Source organism: Yersinia rohdei ATCC 43380 (assembly GCF_000173775.1).
GTDB lineage: Bacteria > Pseudomonadota > Gammaproteobacteria > Enterobacterales > Enterobacteriaceae > Yersinia > Yersinia rohdei.
Window position 1 is genome coordinate 42,560 of record NZ_ACCD01000026.1, and the last position, 17,138, is coordinate 59,697.

Here is a 17,138-nt window from a genome sequence, read left to right on the forward strand (position 1 = left end):
ATGCAAATAATGTGACTGTTTATTCCTTGGAGGATATTTTGATTAAGTCAGCGCTATTGGTTCTCGAAGACGGAACCCAATTTCACGGTCGGGCCATCGGGGCAGAAGGTACGGCAGTGGGGGAAGTGGTCTTCAATACGTCGATGACCGGTTATCAAGAAATCCTTACTGATCCTTCCTACTCCCGCCAGATCGTCACTCTTACTTATCCTCATATCGGCAATGTCGGCACTAATGCTTCCGATGAAGAATCCTCCGCAGTACACGCCCAAGGTCTTGTGATTCGTGACCTGCCATTGATTGCCAGCAATTACCGTAATGAAGAAGGCTTATCTGATTACCTCAAACGCCATAAAATCGTAGCGATTGCGGATATTGATACACGTAAGCTGACCCGGTTGTTGCGCGAAAAAGGTGCTCAAAACGGCTGCATTATTGTGGGTGATTTATCTGATGCCGCTTTGGCACTGGAAAAAGCAAAAGCGTTCCCTGGCTTGAAAGGGATGGACTTGGCCAAAGAAGTGACCACCAAAGAAGCCTATAACTGGCTACAAGGCAGTTGGACTCTGGAAGGCGACTTACCTGCAGCAAAACAGCCAGAAGATTTACCCTTCCATGTGGTGGCTTATGACTACGGGGTAAAACGCAATATTCTGCGCATGTTGGTGGATCGTGGGTGCCGACTGACGGTAGTACCGGCCCAGACTTCGGCTGAAGATGTGCTGAAACTGAATCCGGATGGCATTTTCTTGTCCAACGGCCCAGGAGACCCAGAGCCATGTGATTATGCCATCACGGCGATTAAACGTTTCCTGGAAACAGATATCCCAGTGTTTGGTATTTGTTTAGGCCATCAATTGTTGGCACTGGCGAGTGGTGCGAAAACGGTAAAAATGAAGTTTGGCCACCACGGCGGCAACCACCCAGTAAAAGATTTAGACGCAAGTTGTGTGATGATAACTGCGCAGAATCACGGTTTCGCGGTCGATGAAACCTCATTGCCATCTAACCTGCGAGTCACGCACGTTTCTTTATTTGATGGTTCACTGCAAGGCATTCATCGTACCGATAAAGCAGCGTTCAGCTTCCAGGGACATCCGGAAGCCAGCCCAGGGCCGCACGATGCCGCTCCGCTGTTTGACCACTTTATTGAATTGATTGAAGCTTACCGCGCATCATCAGCAAGCACTAACAGCAAGTAATCAGGAGCTAAACCATGCCAAAACGTACAGATATAAAAAGCATCCTGATTCTCGGTGCTGGCCCGATTGTTATCGGCCAGGCCTGTGAGTTTGACTACTCAGGCGCACAAGCCTGTAAAGCACTGCGTGAGGAAGGTTACCGCGTCATTTTGGTAAACTCTAACCCCGCAACGATTATGACCGACCCGGAAATGGCCGATGCAACTTACATCGAGCCGATTCACTGGGAAGTGGTTCGCAAGATTATCGAAAAAGAGCGCCCGGATGCAGTATTGCCAACCATGGGCGGCCAAACAGCACTGAACTGCGCGTTAGAACTGGAGCGTCAGGGCGTGCTGGCCGAGTTTGGCGTCACCATGATTGGTGCGACCGCCGATGCCATTGATAAAGCAGAAGACCGCCGTCGCTTTGATATCGCGATGAAGAAAATTGGTCTGGACACCGCCCGCTCAGGTATTGCGCATAATATGGAAGAAGCGCTGGCGGTTGCTGCAGACGTCGGCTTCCCATGTATTATCCGCCCTTCCTTTACGATGGGTGGCACCGGTGGCGGTATCGCGTATAACCGCGAAGAATTTGAAGAGATTTGCGAGCGCGGTCTGGATTTATCACCAACCAAAGAGTTGCTGATTGATGAATCGCTGATTGGCTGGAAAGAGTACGAAATGGAAGTTGTCCGCGATAAAAACGACAACTGTATTATTGTCTGCTCCATCGAGAACTTCGATGCGATGGGCATCCATACCGGCGACTCCATTACCGTAGCACCAGCCCAGACACTGACCGACAAAGAATACCAAATCATGCGGAATGCCTCTATGGCAGTGCTGCGTGAAATCGGCGTAGAAACCGGTGGCTCTAACGTACAGTTCTCGGTTAACCCGAAGAATGGCCGTTTGATTGTCATTGAAATGAACCCGCGCGTTTCCCGCTCCTCGGCATTGGCATCTAAAGCAACCGGCTTCCCAATTGCTAAAATTGCAGCCAAGTTGGCCGTGGGTTATACGCTGGATGAGTTGATGAATGACATCACGGGTGGCCGCACTCCGGCATCCTTCGAGCCATCCATTGACTACGTTGTGACTAAAATCCCGCGTTTTAACTTCGAAAAATTTGCCGGTGCTAATGACCGCCTGACGACCCAAATGAAATCTGTGGGTGAAGTGATGGCCATTGGCCGCACTCAGCAGGAGTCACTGCAAAAAGCCTTGCGCGGTTTGGAAGTTGGCGCGACAGGTTTTGATCCTAAGGTCAGTCTGGACGATCCAGAAGCGCTGACTAAGATCCGCCGTGAATTAAAAGAAGCCGGCGCTGAGCGTATCTGGTATATCGCCGATGCATTCCGGGCAGGAATGTCTGTTGATGGCATCTTCAACCTGACCAATGTTGACCGCTGGTTCCTGGTGCAGATTGAAGAGCTGGTTCGCCTGGAAGAAAGTGTAGCGGAATGCGGCATTAATGGCCTGACTGCCGAGTTTATGCGGCACCTGAAACGCAAAGGCTTTGCCGATGCCCGTCTGGCGAAATTGGTCGGTGCGGCGGAAAGTGAAGTGCGCAAGCTACGTTACAAATATGGTTTGCATCCAGTTTATAAGCGGGTTGATACCTGTGCGGCAGAATTCTCTACTGATACCGCCTACATGTACTCAACTTATGAGGAAGAGTGCGAATCCAACCCAACCAGCGACCGTCCTAAAGTGATGGTGCTAGGTGGTGGCCCGAACCGCATCGGTCAGGGAATTGAGTTCGACTATTGCTGTGTACATGCATCACTGGCACTGCGCGAAGACGGTTACGAGACCATAATGGTGAACTGTAACCCTGAGACAGTTTCCACGGATTATGATACTTCAGACCGCCTCTACTTTGAGTCCGTCACTTTGGAAGATGTGCTGGAAATCGTCCGTATCGAGAAGCCACAGGGTGTTATCGTGCAGTACGGTGGTCAGACTCCATTGAAATTAGCTCGTGAGTTGGAAGCAGCCGGTGTCCCGATTATCGGCACCAGCCCGGATGCGATTGACCGTGCAGAAGACCGCGAACGTTTCCAGCAGGCGGTAAACCGTCTGGGCTTGAAGCAGCCAGCTAACGCAACTGTCGCGACCATTGAACAGGCGGTTGATAAAGCGGCTGGCCTGGGTTATCCGCTGGTGGTTCGCCCTTCCTATGTGCTGGGTGGCCGTGCGATGGAAATCGTTTATGACGAAATCGACCTGCGCCGTTACTTCCAAAATGCGGTAAGTGTCTCAAATGATGCACCGGTGCTGCTGGATCGCTTCCTTGATGATGCGGTTGAGGTCGATGTGGATGCCATTTGTGACGGCGAGCGAGTGTTAATCGGCGGCATTATGGAGCATATCGAACAAGCAGGTGTTCACTCTGGTGACTCGGCCTGCTCATTGCCAGCTTACACTCTGAGTAAGGAAATTCAGGATGTTATGCGCCAGCAAGTTGAAAAACTGGCCTTTGAGCTTTGTGTTCGTGGCCTGATGAACGTGCAGTTTGCCGTGAAGAATAATGAAGTTTATCTGATTGAAGTTAACCCACGCGCCGCCCGTACAGTGCCTTTCGTCTCTAAAGCCACGGGCATGCCACTGGCAAAAATTGCAGCGCGCGTAATGGTGGGGCAAACTTTGGCCGAGCAAGGGATGTTGGAAGAAATTATTCCACCTTACTACTCGGTAAAAGAAGTGGTGCTGCCGTTCAATAAATTCCCTGGTGTTGACCCTATTTTAGGGCCAGAAATGCGCTCGACCGGTGAAGTCATGGGCGTTGGTCGCACTTTCGCCGAAGCTTTCTCTAAAGCGATGCTGGGCAGCCAGTCCGGGATGAAAAAGAGTGGGCGCGCGCTGTTATCTGTACGCGAAGGTGATAAGCATCGGGTAGTTGATTTGGCAGCCAAATTGCTGAAACAAGGCTTTGAACTGGATGCAACTCACGGTACTGCGGTGGTGTTGGGTGAGGCGGGTATCAATCCACGCCTAGTCAACAAGGTGCATGAAGGCCGTCCACACATTCAAGACCGTATTAAGAATGGCGAATACACTTACATCGTGAATACCACGGCAGGACGTCAGGCAATTGAAGATTCTAAGCTGATCCGCCGCAGTGCTTTGCAATATAAGGTGCATTACGACACCACTCTGAATGGCGGCTTTGCCACGGCAATGGCATTGAATGCTGATCCGACTGAGCAAGTGACTTCAGTGCAAGAAATGCATGCCAAGATTAAGAAGATGAAAGGTTAATCTGGGCTGTTAAGAAGAGGGCGATGGAGACATCGCCCTTTTTTATGCTCATAATTTATGGAATAGTGGCTTTTAACGATAAAAACAGTATTTTTCATAAACAATAGTATTGTTCATAAACAACATTGATCTTCACCAATGTTAGCGCTCGCCGTATTGTAGATAGTAGTTGGTAGATAGCGGGGTCAGCGGAAATAACTAACTTAAAGCCACTTTAATACCCAAGCCAATCAGCAGAACCCCCAGCAATTTATCAACAACTTTTTGGGCTTTTGCCAAACCACGGCGTACCGGTGCACTTTGAATCAGAATCACCAGCAAAGGCCACCAGATGACGGCCAGTACCCAGATGATTGAGGCGTACCACAGCTTTTCGCCTACGCCGGAGTTAATCTGCAAAATTTGTGTGAAAACGGCAAGGAAGAAAAGAGTCGCTTTGGGGTTCAATAAGTTACACAGATATCCTTGCCAAAATGCGGCTTTCAGTGTGATGGGGTCCTGTGCTGCGTTATCAATATTGAGCTTACTTGCTCCACGTGATAGCAGTGCTTGGATACCAATCCAGATCAAATAGCAGGCTCCGGCATATTTCAGAAAATTGAATAGCCACGGGGTAGTGGTGATAACCACTGCCAGTCCCGCCACGCAGTAAGACATATGAGTAGCCACACCTAAAATTACGCCGAGTGCCGTCATCATGGCTGCGGGGCGGCGATAGCGGGCGGCATTTTTAATGACCAGAAAAAAATCAGGCCCGGGGGATAACATCCCCAATGTAGCAATGGTTGCGACGAAGAGAGAGGTTTCAAGCATCAGGATTACCAAGTCAGCAAGGAGGCATTGTGGCGATAATAGCGCTACTGGGTTTTCCATGCATTATTGTTATTGATTATCGGTGGTGGTTTTGTTGTCAGCAGTGATGGAATTGAGCATTTATCTTTTACTCTTTTGACGGATAGTGATGCACGAATATGAGCCTGGCGAATGAAATAAGCAGTGAGATACCGCATCTACAACAGCGGGAGATCACCAAGTTATGCATTAAATGTGCGCTGCTTTTGTTGCAGCATGGGGCCGAAAGTATGCTGGTTGAGCAACTGTCCGCGCGGCTTGGTTTGGCGCTAGGTATGGATAGCGTCGAAAGCTCTATCTCAGCCAATGCTGTGGTATTAACCACCATTAGCCAAGGCAATTGCCTGACATCAACGCGCAAAAATACTGACCGTGGTATCAATATGCAGGTGGTGACTGAGGTGCAGCATATTGTTATTTTGGCAGAGCACCGTTTACTTGATGCCAGGGACGTAGATAAGCGCTTTGAGAATATGAAACCACTGCGCTACCCGCGTTGGCTGGTTGTGGTGATGGTTGCACTGTCATGTGGCTGTTTCAGTAAATTAAACGGCGGCGGATGGGATGCATTCTCTATTACCGTTTTAGCCAGTGGGCTGGCCATGTTTGTGCGCCAAAGCCTGACAGCTCGTCATATGAATCCACTGATTAATTTCTGTATCACCGCTTTTGTTGCTACCTCGGTATCCGGCCTATTAATGCGTTTACCTTTCTTCCAGGAAGCCTCCAGTGTGGCGATGGCTGCCAGTGTTTTATTGTTAGTACCGGGTTTCCCGCTGATTAATGCGGTCGCAGATATGTTCAAGGGACATGTTAATACCGGCCTGGCGCGCTGGGCAATGGCAAGCTTATTAACCTTATCAACCTGTATTGGGGTGGTGTTTGCCATGGCATTGTGGGGATTGCGGGGGTGGTCGTGAGTTTACTCTGGGCGTTATTACAAGACATGGTGCTAGCGGCTATTCCTGCACTTGGTTTTGCGATGGTATTTAATGTACCAGTTCGCGCATTACGCTATTGCGCATTACTGGGCGCTATAGGTCATGGTTCGCGCATGCTGATGATTCATTTCGGCATGAATATCGAGCTGGCTTCGCTATTGGCTTCAATTATGATTGGGGTCATTGGGATTAATTGGTCGCGCTGGTTGCTGGCTCACCCTAAAGTTTTCACTGTTGCAGCTGTGATTCCTATGTTCCCTGGCATTTCGGCGTACACCGCGATGATCTCAGTGGTGGAGATTTCTCATCTTGGCTATAACGAGGAATTAATGTCGGTGATGGTGACCAATTTCTTGAAGGCCTCATTTATTGTGGGTGCGTTGTCGATTGGTTTATCTTTGCCGGGGTTGTGGTTATATCGCAAACGTCCTGGTGTATAAGGTTTTTTTTCTTCCCTATTTTTTTAGTGGGCTAAGAGCTGTCTTATATATGCAATTAGCCTGCTTATCTCTATCGACGCTTGATTAGCCTTTACGTATAGTGTGAGCAATTTTTCGGTACTGGCTCTCGTAGCCTACAGGGTTTAACAATGATTATCAGCCTGATCGCTGCATTGGCAGCAGATCGCATTATTGGCATGGAAAACGCAATGCCATGGCATTTACCGGCTGATTTAGCCTGGTTCAAACGTAACACGCTAAATAAACCGGTAATTATGGGGCGTAAGACCTTCGAATCTATTGGTCGCCCACTGCCGGGCCGCTTGAATATTGTTATCAGCAGCCAACCTGGCACTGATGACCGGGTGACTTGGGCAACGTCTATTGATGAAGCACTGGCGCTAGCGGGTGATGTGGAAGAAGTGATGGTGATGGGGGGCGGGCGTGTCTATAAACAATTTTTAGACCGGGCGCACCGTATGTATCTTACCCATATTGATGCTGAGGTCGGGGGGGATACGCATTTCCCTGATTATGAACCAGATGAATGGGAAAGCACCTTTAGTGAATTCCACGATGCTGATGAGGCTAATTCACACAGTTATTGTTTCGAGATTTTGGAACGGCGCTAAAGATAGGTGACCATCGCGCTATTTTTTAGCTTTAAAAGCCCATTGTTATGGGCTTTTTTTACGATTATCCAACAGTAATATCTCTACTTTACAAGTAGTTTGGTGGTTCTTCGGATGTATCAATAGGCTCACCCGCCGGGCTTATGGTGGCTGCGACTTTGAAAGCATGCTGTGTGAAATAACGTTTATCTTCCCAACGAAGTAAGGTTAAATCTCCGCCCCAACAACAGCCAGTATCCAGCCCATAAATACCTTCTGGAATACCTTTACCTTCCAATGATGCCCAGTGACCAAAAATAATCGAATATTCAGGACTGACCAACCGTGGCAACTCAAACCAAGGTTTGAGAGGCGCTGGAGCATTTTCCGGCGTGTCTTTGCAGATCATATCCAACTGCCCGTTAGGGAAACAAAAACGCATGCGCGTCAATGCATTAGTGCTAAACCGTAACCGCGCCAGCCCAGTCAGATTCGGTGACCAGTTGTTGGGCATATCACCATACATCGCATCAAGGAACAGCGGATAACTGTCACTGCTTAAGACAGATTCGACTTCACGGGCGCACATCTTGGCTGTTTCGATATCCCATTGAGGTGTGATACCGGCGTGGGCCATGATCAATTTGAGTTCGTCATCCACTTGCAAAACCGGTTGGCGGCGTAGCCAGTTAATGAGTTCATCAGCATCAGGCGCTTCTAGCAGTGGCGTAATATGGTCTTTGGGTTTGTTACGACTGATACCGGCGTAAACCGCCAGTAAATGCAAATCATGGTTACCCAAAACCATGCGCACAGCAGGTCCTAATGAGCGAACATAACGTAAAACATCCAGTGATGCTGGGCCCCGGGCCACTAAATCACCAGTTAACCACAGGGTATCTTGCTGCGGATTGAAGTCTACCTGCGCCAAAAGCGCAAGCAGCTCATCGAGGCAGCCATGAACATCGCCAATAAGATAAGTAGACATAATTAAGGTCAGGGTTAATGGATAAGTGCGGGGATCGCTAAACGGAACACCGGAATTGCAGTACGGAAAGCCTGACCAAGGTGATCAACCATCTCATAATGCCCTTCCATGGTACCCAGCGGGGTTTCTAATACAGCGCCACTGGTGTATTGGAACTCATTACCTGGCAGAATCAACGGCTGCTCACCGATGACTCCTTCGCCCTGAACTTCAGTCTGCCGGCCATTACTATTAGTAATTAACCAATAGCGGCCCATCAGTTGCACATTTGAACGGCCCAAATTACGAATCGTCACGGTATAGGCAAAGACGAAACGTTCTTCGTCGGGTATCGACTGGGTTTCCACATAGATACTTTGTACCTGTACACAAACGCGGGGCTGTTCAATCATAATGTGCTCCTGCTTATTCTTGCGGTGTCGATTGGGCTGAAAGCCAGTTAGCCAGCTTACAATATTGTGCGACTGAAATATTCTCTGCCCGCAGTATTGGGTCAATACCCAATTCGATTAACTGCTCGGCAGTGAAGAGGTCACCCAAGCTGTTACGCACGGTTTTTCTGCGCTGGTTGAATGCTTGCGTAGTAATACGGCTAAGCATACGCACATCACCCACCGGATTTGGCATCTGTACGTGAGGGATAAGGCGCACTACCGCGGAATCAACTTTAGGGGCTGGGGTAAACGCAGTGGGTGGTACTTCCAGCACAGGGATGACATTGCAATAGTATTGCGCCATGACTGTCAGGCGACCATAAGCTTTACTGTTAGGCCCTGCAACCAAGCGGTTAACCACTTCTTTTTGCAACATGAAGTGCATATCACGGATAGCATCAGTATAGCCGAAAAGATGGAACATCAGCGGGGTCGAAATGTTGTATGGCAAGTTACCAAACACGCGTAATGGCTGCCCAGCTTGCTCGGCCAACTCAGAAAAATTGATTTTCATCGCATCTTCTTGATGGATAGTCAGCTTGTCTTTCAACTGCGGATGGCTGGCTAAGCGAGCGGCCAGGTCACGATCCAGTTCAATGACTGTCATGTGATCCATACGAGCAGCTACCGGCTCGGTCAATGCACCTAGACCGGGGCCAATCTCAACTACCGCTTCACCTGGGACTGGGTGAATTGCGGAAACGATGCTATCGATGACAAACTGATCATTTAAAAAGTTTTGTCCAAAGCGTTTGCGGGCAAAATGCCCTTGGTGGACTCTATTATTCATTGCTGTTATTTATCATTTTAATGGCTAAGTTTAATGCCGTAATGAAACTGCCAACGTCGGCAGAACCGGTTGCGGCGAGTTCTAAAGCGGTGCCGTGGTCGACAGATGTGCGGATAAAAGGCAACCCAAGAGTGATATTGACGGCCCGACCAAATCCCTGATACTTCAGCACTGGCAGCCCTTGGTCATGATACATGGCAAGGACGGCATCTGCATGTTGCAAATATTTGGGCTGAAATAAGGTATCTGCCGGTAGAGGGCCGATAAGGTTTATCCCTTGCTGGCGCAATGCATCCAGCGCCGGAATAATCGTATCAATCTCTTCATGGCCCATATGACCCCCTTCACCCGCATGAGGATTAAGCCCACACACATAAATCTGTGGCTGGCGAATACCAAATTTGGTTTTCAGGTCATTATCAAGGATGGTTATCACTTCATGCAAACTGGCCTGTGTTATGGCCCCCGGCACTGCCAATAAAGGCAAATGGGTGGTTGCCAGAGCAACACGAAGCTCTTCTGTTGCTAACATCATCACAACCCGCGGGCAGTGGCTACGATCAGCGAAGAACTCGGTATGCCCGATAAAAGGAATACCCGCATCATTGATAATGCTTTTTTGTACCGGGCCGGTGACCAACGCGGCAAACTCGCCACTAATGGCACCATCACAGGCTTTGGCAAGCGTCTCCACAACATAGTTGCTGTTACTGATATCCAACTTACCGGGTGTCACCTCAGTGGCTATTTTCACCGGTAAAACAGTCAGGGTGCCAGCTTGTTGTGCCACTGCCGGTTGACTTGGCTGATACTCGCGTAATTGCAAGGGCAGGTTAAGCAGGGCCGCTCGCGCATGAAGCAAGGCCGGATCTGCGCACACCACCAGCTCAACAGGCCAATCCTGTTGCGCTAGGGCGACGACCAAATCCGGCCCGATCCCGGCAGGCTCGCCGGGAGTGATAACAATACGATTACTCTGGTTTTGCATTACTACCATCAAGAATTTTCACATAAGCAGCAGCGCGCTGTTCTTGCATCCAGGTTTGAGCTTCTTCAGCAAACTTACGGCTAAAGAGCATACGGTACGCCCGATCTTTCTGTGCTGCATCAGTTTTGTCAACCTGACGGCTATCAACAAGCTGAATCAAGTGCCAGCCGAAAGAAGAATGAACTGGGGCGCTAATCTCGCCTTTTTGCAGCTTCATGACAGCATCACGGAATGCGGGGTCATAAATATCTGGAGATGCCCAACCCAGGTCGCCGCCTTGCATGGCAGAACCAGGATCCTGAGAGATCTCTTTGGCGATGGTGGCGAAACTGGCTTTCCCGCTTTTAATATCTGCAGCCGCTGCTGATAACTTAGCTCGCGCTTGATCGTCGGTCATCACTGGCGACGGTTTCAGCAAGATATGACGTGCGTGAAGTTCAGTCACTGAAACGGTTTTATCCGCACCACGAATATCATTTACTTTCAGGATGTGGAAGCCGACACCAGAACGGATTGGGCCAACAATGTCACCTTTTTTGGCTGATTGCAGTCTTTCAGCAAACAAAGAAGGCAATTCCTGCAGTTTTCCCCAGCCCATTTGGCCACCTTTCAGTGCCTGGGAGTCAGCGGAGTTTGCAATAGCCAATTTACCAAAATCAGCACCGGCTTTAATGTCTGACGCTAACTTCTTGGCCAGCTCTTCAGCCTGATCAACTTGCTGCTGGGAGGGATTCTCCGGCAATGGGATCAGAATATGGCTGAGGTTCAGCTCGGCATCACCACTGGTTTGATTGCCAATTTGTTTAGCCAAAGATTCAACTTCTTGCGGCAAGATAGTTATCCGACGGCGCACTTCATTATTACGCACTTCTGATGTCAGCATTTCTTTGCGGATCTGCTCACGGTAAGTGTCATAATTCAGGCCATCAGCAGCTAACCGGCTGCGCATTTGGGCCGGTGTCATGCGGTTTTGTGCCGCAATATCGGCAATGGCTTTATCCAAAGCTTCATCACTGACGGTAATGCCCATCTTCTTGGCCATCTGCAACAGGATATTATCCATAATCAGGCGTTCAAGCACTTGATGACGCAGCGTTCCATCATCTGGAACTTGTTGTCCTGCTTGTTGCGCATTCAGTTTCACTGATTGTAGCAGGCCGTCAACATCACTTTGCAGAACTACGCCGTTATCAACCACCGCGGCAACTTTATCAACTTCTTGTGGTGCAGCGAACGCGGTATTGGCACAGACAACCAATCCGAGAATAAGCGTTCTCCAGTTCTTCATACCTTTTCCATTTATGTAATCCGCAGTAGCGGGTTAAAATTCACTGTATTCAGTGTGTTACACCGTATCAGAATGCACTTTGATAAGGCAGGATACCAGAGCCGAGCATTTGTGCAGTACCTAAGCTATGGTCACTGCTCAGACCGCGTAATTCGATGTTAAAGCTAACTCTGTTTTCATATTTACTGGTTTCATTCTGTGAATTCCAACCAGTGATTTTCCGCTCGTAACCCAAGTTAACCGCCCAGCAGCAAGTATTGTATTGTAAGCCAACCAATTGGCTGGCAGGCTGATTAGCTTTGGTATCGTAATAATAAGCACCAACTACTGCCCAGCGGTCAGCAATTGGCCAACTGGCGGTAGTACCTACCTGAGAAATACCCTGTTGGTAACCCGGATTTTTCACATTCGGTACTGCGGCCTGAATATATTCAGGACTAGCATAGCGATAATTCAATTGAATCATACGCTCTGAGTCTTTCCTATACTCCATTACCGCATTGCCCAGGGTCAAACTTCCTAGCCGAGTATCATACTGTGCTCCGCCCTTCAGGCCCAGTTGATCGCTAATCCGCCAGAATGTATCACCTGCCCAAACCAAGCTCCCAGTATCATCACTGTTATCAAGCGTTTCGTTATTGCTGTTACCTGTCCGCGAGCGGCTAAAGTAATAGATTTGACCTACAGAAACGTTAAAACGTTCAACCAGTGCATCATCATATATGCGAGAAGTTACACCGGTGGATACCTGATTAGCGGAAGCGATACGGTCTAGGCCGCTATAGGTGCGGTCGCGGAACAGGCCTGAGTAGTCAGATTGCATCAGCGTGGTATCGTAAATATAGATATCATCCTGATTTCGGTAAGGAACATAAAGATACTGCGCGCGCGGCTCTAATGTTTGGGTAAAACCTGTCGCCCAGTCCATTGGCCGGTCAAATACGACTTTGCCATCAACCTTAAATTGCGGCATGACTCGATTAACAGAATCTTTCAAATCAGGTGCTGCTTCACCACCATTTGCATTGGCGTAGTAGCTGGCAAAACCGGTCGGAATATCTTGTTGATAGTGCGTTGCCAGTAATTTAGCTTCTGTATTTAGACTGCCCCAGTTGTTGGATAATGGCAGACTAATCGAGGGCTCAATATGGAAACGGCTGGCTTCCGGATTATCTGGATTGACGCTGGTAAATTTGGCAGCCTGACTATAAACATGCATATCAAACGGGCCAACGTCATTTTTATAGTAGTTCATGTCCAGCTGTGGCTGGGCGCGGTAAGCATTACTGTTACCGGCATTAGTAAATACCTGGAACTGCTTGGACGCCAAAGTGGCATCCCAGTTCTGATCAGCATAACCGACACTGAATATCTGTGTGGCGTAGCCGTCAGTTGTTGAACCGTATAGTGATGTTAAATCAGTGAAGTAATTTGGATCACTGACACGGGTGTAGTTGACGTTGAAGCGCCAGACTTTATCCATCACACCGGAATGGCCCCAGTAATACAACCAGCGGGTTGGATCACTCTCTTTGCCATCAGCCCCTTTATATAGGCGATCATTCGGTAGCCAATCTAATGCCATGGTACCTGAACCAGGAGCCAGCAAGTAGCGGAACTCATTCTGCCACTGTAACCCACGGCGCTCCATGTAATGAGGCGTAATGGTGGCATCGAAGTTGGGGGCAATATTCCAGTAATACGGCAGCATAAACTCAAGGCCGTTATTACTGGTGTATTTAGCATTCGGAATCAAAAAGCCTGAGCGACGTTTATCACCGGTCGGTAATTGCATGTACGGGCTGTAGAACACCGGCACTTTGCCAATTTTAAACCGGGCATTCCAGATTTCTGCCACTTGCTCTTCGCGGTCGTGAATAACTTCGGAACCCACGACACTCCAGCTGTTATCGCCTGGCAAGCAGGAGGTAAATGTCCCGTTGTCCAAAATGGTATAGCGGTTCTGACCACGTAATTTCATTAAATCCGCATCACCACGCCCCTGACGACCGACCATCTGATAGTTGCCTTTGTCCATATCAGTGTCTTTGGTATTCAGGTTCGACCAGGCTTGCGGGCCTTTCAGCTTAATTTGCGGATCGTCATAATTGACGTCACCGGTTGCTGTTACGGTACGAACGGGGATAGGTTCACCCGGTTTCTGTACTTGGGTCAGCTTAACCTGATCAGCGGTTAGGGTGCTATTACCTTGCTGGACGATAACATTGCCAGTGAACAAGGCATTATCTGGGTAATTGGCTTCGGTTTTATCTGCATTGATACGAACCGGTAGCTGGTTTGGATCACCTGTAACCAAAGGTTGGTCATAGGTAGGTACGCCGAGCATGCATTGCTCAGCCAAGTCGGCCAGCGTGTGCTGGCTATAGAGTGCCGTCCATATCAAGGTGGCCAGCATTGTTGGGAATCTTTTTTTCATACGCTGTTTTGGTGTTCCGTCATCGGGGGGCATCATGCCGGCAAACGGTCTGAGACTATATTACTCATCACAGTTGCGCTAGTGTTAAATCCGGCCGCTTACACGTCTCGCTGTTAGGCGCTGAGCTGAATGCCGAGTATGATAATGCAAATTTTGGCTGACGGCATGATGTATTGAGGAGTATATGCAGTATTGGGGAAAACTGCTCGGTCTGGTACTGGGCTTTATGTCCGGTGGAGTCTGGGGTGCGATACTAGGGTTGCTGGTTGGCCATATGGTCGACAGGGCGCGCAGCACAAAGCGCCGCGGCTTTTTTGCCGATCAACAAACACGACAATTAATCTTTTTCCGAGCCACTTTTCAGGTCATGGGGCATTTAACCAAGGCTAAAGGGCGGGTTACTGAGGTTGACATTCAGCTTGCCAGTCAATTGATGGATAGAATGCAATTGCATGGTGAGGCCAGGGCTGCCGCACAGCAAGCCTTCCGCGAAGGGAAAGAAAGTGGTTTCCCGTTGCGCGAAAGATTGCAGGAATTACGCGGTGTTTGCTTTGGTCGCTTTGATCTCATTCGGATGTTTCTGGAAATTCAGTTACAGGCCGCATTTGCTGATGGCTCTTTGCATCCTAACGAACGTCAAGTGCTGTATGTCATTGCTGAAGAACTTGGGATTTCCCGTGGTCAGTTTGATCAGTTCTTGAGCATGATAGAAGGTGGACGCCAGTTTGGTGGGCACGGCGGTTGGCAGGGTCACCAGGGAGGACACTCCCAAGGGGGCTACCAGCAAGCACCAAATGGCCCGACCTTGCAAGACGCCTGCAAAGTGCTGGGGATCAACAGCACTGATGACAGCGTAACCATCAAGCGCGCCTATCGTAAGTTAATGGGTGAGCACCATCCGGATAAGTTGGTGGCAAAAGGTTTGCCACCAGAAATGATGGAGATGGCGAAGCAAAAAGCCCAAGAAATCCAAGCCGCATATGACTTGATCAAACGCGAGAAAGGATTTAAATAAATCTGAGTGAAAGATGCCTGCTCTCTGGCATCTTTCACTTTTTATTTCACTGTGCAAAGCAGTATTAGAGCAGTATTAGAGCAGTATTAGAGCAGTAAAGAGGGCGTGATTGCTGCTGTTTTTGGCATCATTGACTGACTGCTAATAGCTAAGGGATTTATATTCACCTCACTATTATCTGTATTAAAGGCCGCGATTGCATTAGGCAATAAATTGTCTTCGACTATTATTGTTTGGGGCTGGTAGTGGTAATGTTTTTCTTTGAAATTATCAAAACTAACCTCAGTATCATTACTTCCCGCTTTATTTTTCTGCTGAGGGATATAAGCGCCTAATTTACTATAAAAAGTCTTTGAATCTAGTGCGCCAAATGACGTTTTCCATTGAAAAACTTTTTGATTATCAATGGAAATTGTAATGGACGGTTGTTCTCGATGCATGATTATCTTGATAGCTATATTATAATATTTTTCTAGTTCCAATTTATTGCTCAGTGCTATTTTATATCGTTGATAAACTGGGGTATCAAGTTCAGTGGGTGTTAAATGTTGATTGACGGTATTTATTACAGCTACTAACTCACCATTTTGTTGTATATGTAAAGAAAAAACAGGGCGGTCTCTACCTAATGTTTTCATACTGCCCCCAAGTTCTCTTACCTGAAAGAAAATCAAATTATCAGGTAGGGATATGGCCTTGAAATCAAATGAATAGCTTGATTTTGTTGCTGTTTTTAACTTTCCGCAAGCAGCTATTTCACTGCGATAATTACCCTTTTCTTTGGCTAAATAAAAAGTGATATCTTTATCTTTTTTATTTTCTTGGTCTTTTGCCTGAATAGAAATGTTGTGATATTTAAGGGCGTTATTTATTGCCATTACTGCTTCAGAATCTGTGGTTTTTGCTTCGCGGTGCCAGTTTTGTGACTGGGTATTCATGCTAACAGAATACCCTAATAATGATTTTTGACTGTTTTCATTGAATTTACTGAGGCGGGAGATTATTTTTTCTGCTTTGCTTTTTCTCGGTCGACTGACACTTTTAGTGTCTTTTCCTATTATAACCATAAGAATACTCCTTCATTTTTATGTAATTGAAGAAGTATTATCATGTTATTTGTGATGTTTTGTTTTTATTTGTCGTGTCAGAATATTATATTTTCAATGTTATCTTTTAAAAAACCAATGAGATTCACATTAATTTAACAACTTGAGTAATTTATCAATTTCCCTGCTCGTTAATAAATATTAAAAATCGGCTTCACATTTGAAATGCAGTGCCGTCCCCAGCTCCGGGTGAGTAATGTATAATTCCTGTGCATGTAACTGCAACCGGGATGCCATAGCTTTGGCCTCTGGGGGAGCATAAAATCCATCACCCAAGATGGGATGCCCGATAGACAGCATATGAACCCGCAATTGATGTGAACGCCCAGTAATAGGGGATAACTGCACTCGCGTACTGCCGTCAGCATCGCGTGATAACACCTGATACTCGGTTTGTGAAGATTTACCGGTTTCATAGCAAACTTTCTGTTTTGGTCGGTTGGGCCAATCACAGATTAAAGGCAGGTCGATAAGGCCTTCATCTTGCGCCAAATGTCCCCAAACACGCGCCACATAAGACTTTTTCGGCTCACGTTCACGAAATTGGCGTTTAAGCTCGCGCTCGGCGGCTTTGGTTAGTGCCACCACCATCACACCACTGGTTGCCATATCCAGCCGATGAACAGATTCAGCGGTGGGGAAATCAGCCAGAATACGGGTCATGATACTGTCTTTATTCTCCGGCGCACGCCCCGGCACGGAAAGTAACCCGCTAGGTTTATTAACCACCATGATGTGTTCATCCTGATAGAGGATGTTTAACCAAGGGGTGCGTGGAGGGTTATAGGGTTCCATCAT

At 47.9% G+C, this 17,138-nt stretch carries 15 protein-coding genes; 6 read left to right on the forward strand and 9 right to left on the reverse strand.

Going from position 1 to position 17,138, the window contains the following annotated elements:
* The first annotated feature begins 38 nt into the window (after positions 1–38).
* Both carA and carB read left to right on the forward strand, forming a co-directional pair.
* Entirely contained in the window at positions 39–1,202 is a 1,164-nt protein-coding gene (carA, locus tag YROHD0001_RS03875) for a glutamine-hydrolyzing carbamoyl-phosphate synthase small subunit (RefSeq protein ID WP_032817625.1), read from the forward strand.
* Between the two features lie 14 nt (positions 1,203–1,216).
* Entirely contained in the window at positions 1,217–4,450 is a 3,234-nt protein-coding gene (gene carB, locus YROHD0001_RS03870; RefSeq protein ID WP_004715938.1) for a carbamoyl-phosphate synthase large subunit, read from the forward strand.
* A gap of 198 nt (positions 4,451–4,648) precedes the next feature.
* Here the strand turns inward: carB and YROHD0001_RS03865 are convergent, their stop codons facing one another.
* Positions 4,649–5,263, reverse strand: coding sequence for a LysE family transporter (locus tag YROHD0001_RS03865; RefSeq protein ID WP_032817626.1), 615 nt, complete (start codon positions 5,261–5,263; stop codon positions 4,649–4,651).
* A gap of 158 nt (positions 5,264–5,421) precedes the next feature.
* On the opposite strand from YROHD0001_RS03865, the gene YROHD0001_RS03860 reads away from it, so the two are divergent.
* From YROHD0001_RS03860 to folA, 3 genes are all read left to right on the forward strand, one after another.
* A complete protein-coding gene (locus YROHD0001_RS03860; protein ID WP_004715940.1) occupies positions 5,422–6,222 on the forward strand; it encodes a threonine/serine exporter family protein in 801 nt (266 codons plus the stop codon).
* Positions 6,219–6,683: a threonine/serine exporter gene (locus YROHD0001_RS03855; RefSeq protein ID WP_032817628.1), complete on the forward strand. Its 465-nt coding sequence runs from the start codon at positions 6,219–6,221 to the stop codon at positions 6,681–6,683. Before YROHD0001_RS03860 ends, YROHD0001_RS03855 begins: the two co-directional genes overlap by 4 nt.
* A 152-nt stretch (positions 6,684–6,835) precedes the next feature.
* On the forward strand, positions 6,836–7,315 hold the full coding sequence (gene folA, locus YROHD0001_RS03850) for a type 3 dihydrofolate reductase (protein WP_186373616.1): 480 nt from the start codon (positions 6,836–6,838) through the stop codon (positions 7,313–7,315).
* A gap of 88 nt (positions 7,316–7,403) precedes the next feature.
* Here folA and apaH read toward each other — a convergent pair whose 3' ends face one another.
* The 6 genes from apaH to lptD all read right to left on the reverse strand — a co-directional run bounded on the left by apaH (position 7,404) and on the right by lptD (position 14,219).
* Positions 7,404–8,282: a bis(5'-nucleosyl)-tetraphosphatase (symmetrical) ApaH gene (gene apaH, locus YROHD0001_RS03845; protein WP_004715943.1), complete on the reverse strand. Its 879-nt coding sequence runs from the start codon at positions 8,280–8,282 to the stop codon at positions 7,404–7,406.
* A 14-nt stretch (positions 8,283–8,296) separates the two neighbouring features.
* A complete protein-coding gene (apaG, locus tag YROHD0001_RS03840) occupies positions 8,297–8,674 on the reverse strand; it encodes a Co2+/Mg2+ efflux protein ApaG (RefSeq protein WP_004715944.1) in 378 nt (125 codons plus the stop codon).
* A 13-nt stretch (positions 8,675–8,687) separates the two neighbouring features.
* Positions 8,688–9,506 (reverse strand): 16S rRNA (adenine(1518)-N(6)/adenine(1519)-N(6))-dimethyltransferase RsmA, encoded by an 819-nt coding sequence (gene rsmA / locus YROHD0001_RS03835; RefSeq protein ID WP_032817629.1) that lies wholly within the window; start codon positions 9,504–9,506, stop codon positions 8,688–8,690.
* Positions 9,499–10,494, reverse strand: coding sequence for a 4-hydroxythreonine-4-phosphate dehydrogenase PdxA (gene pdxA, locus YROHD0001_RS03830; protein ID WP_032817631.1), 996 nt, complete (start codon positions 10,492–10,494; stop codon positions 9,499–9,501). The genes rsmA and pdxA overlap by 8 nt, the downstream gene beginning before the upstream one ends.
* Complete coding sequence (gene surA, locus YROHD0001_RS03825; protein ID WP_004715947.1) at positions 10,478–11,782, reverse strand: peptidylprolyl isomerase SurA; 1,305 nt, start codon at positions 11,780–11,782, stop codon at positions 10,478–10,480. Before surA ends, pdxA begins: the two co-directional genes overlap by 17 nt.
* 67 nt (positions 11,783–11,849) lie before the next feature.
* Positions 11,850–14,219 carry an LPS assembly protein LptD gene (lptD, locus tag YROHD0001_RS03820; RefSeq protein ID WP_032817640.1) on the reverse strand — a complete coding sequence of 790 codons (2,370 nt, stop codon included), beginning with the start codon at positions 14,217–14,219 and terminating at the stop codon, positions 11,850–11,852.
* A gap of 184 nt (positions 14,220–14,403) precedes the next feature.
* On the opposite strand from lptD, the gene djlA reads away from it, so the two are divergent.
* Positions 14,404–15,234 carry a co-chaperone DjlA gene (djlA, locus tag YROHD0001_RS03815; RefSeq protein WP_004715949.1) on the forward strand — a complete coding sequence of 277 codons (831 nt, stop codon included), beginning with the start codon at positions 14,404–14,406 and terminating at the stop codon, positions 15,232–15,234.
* 86 nt (positions 15,235–15,320) lie between these two features.
* On the opposite strand, the gene YROHD0001_RS03810 is transcribed toward djlA, so the two are convergent.
* Both YROHD0001_RS03810 and rluA read right to left on the reverse strand, forming a co-directional pair.
* Positions 15,321–16,301: a hypothetical protein gene (locus YROHD0001_RS03810; RefSeq protein ID WP_004715950.1), complete on the reverse strand. Its 981-nt coding sequence runs from the start codon at positions 16,299–16,301 to the stop codon at positions 15,321–15,323.
* 180 nt (positions 16,302–16,481) lie between these two features.
* A complete protein-coding gene (gene rluA / locus YROHD0001_RS03805; RefSeq protein ID WP_032817641.1) occupies positions 16,482–17,135 on the reverse strand; it encodes a bifunctional tRNA pseudouridine(32) synthase/23S rRNA pseudouridine(746) synthase RluA in 654 nt (217 codons plus the stop codon).
* Positions 17,136–17,138: the final 3 nt, after the last annotated feature.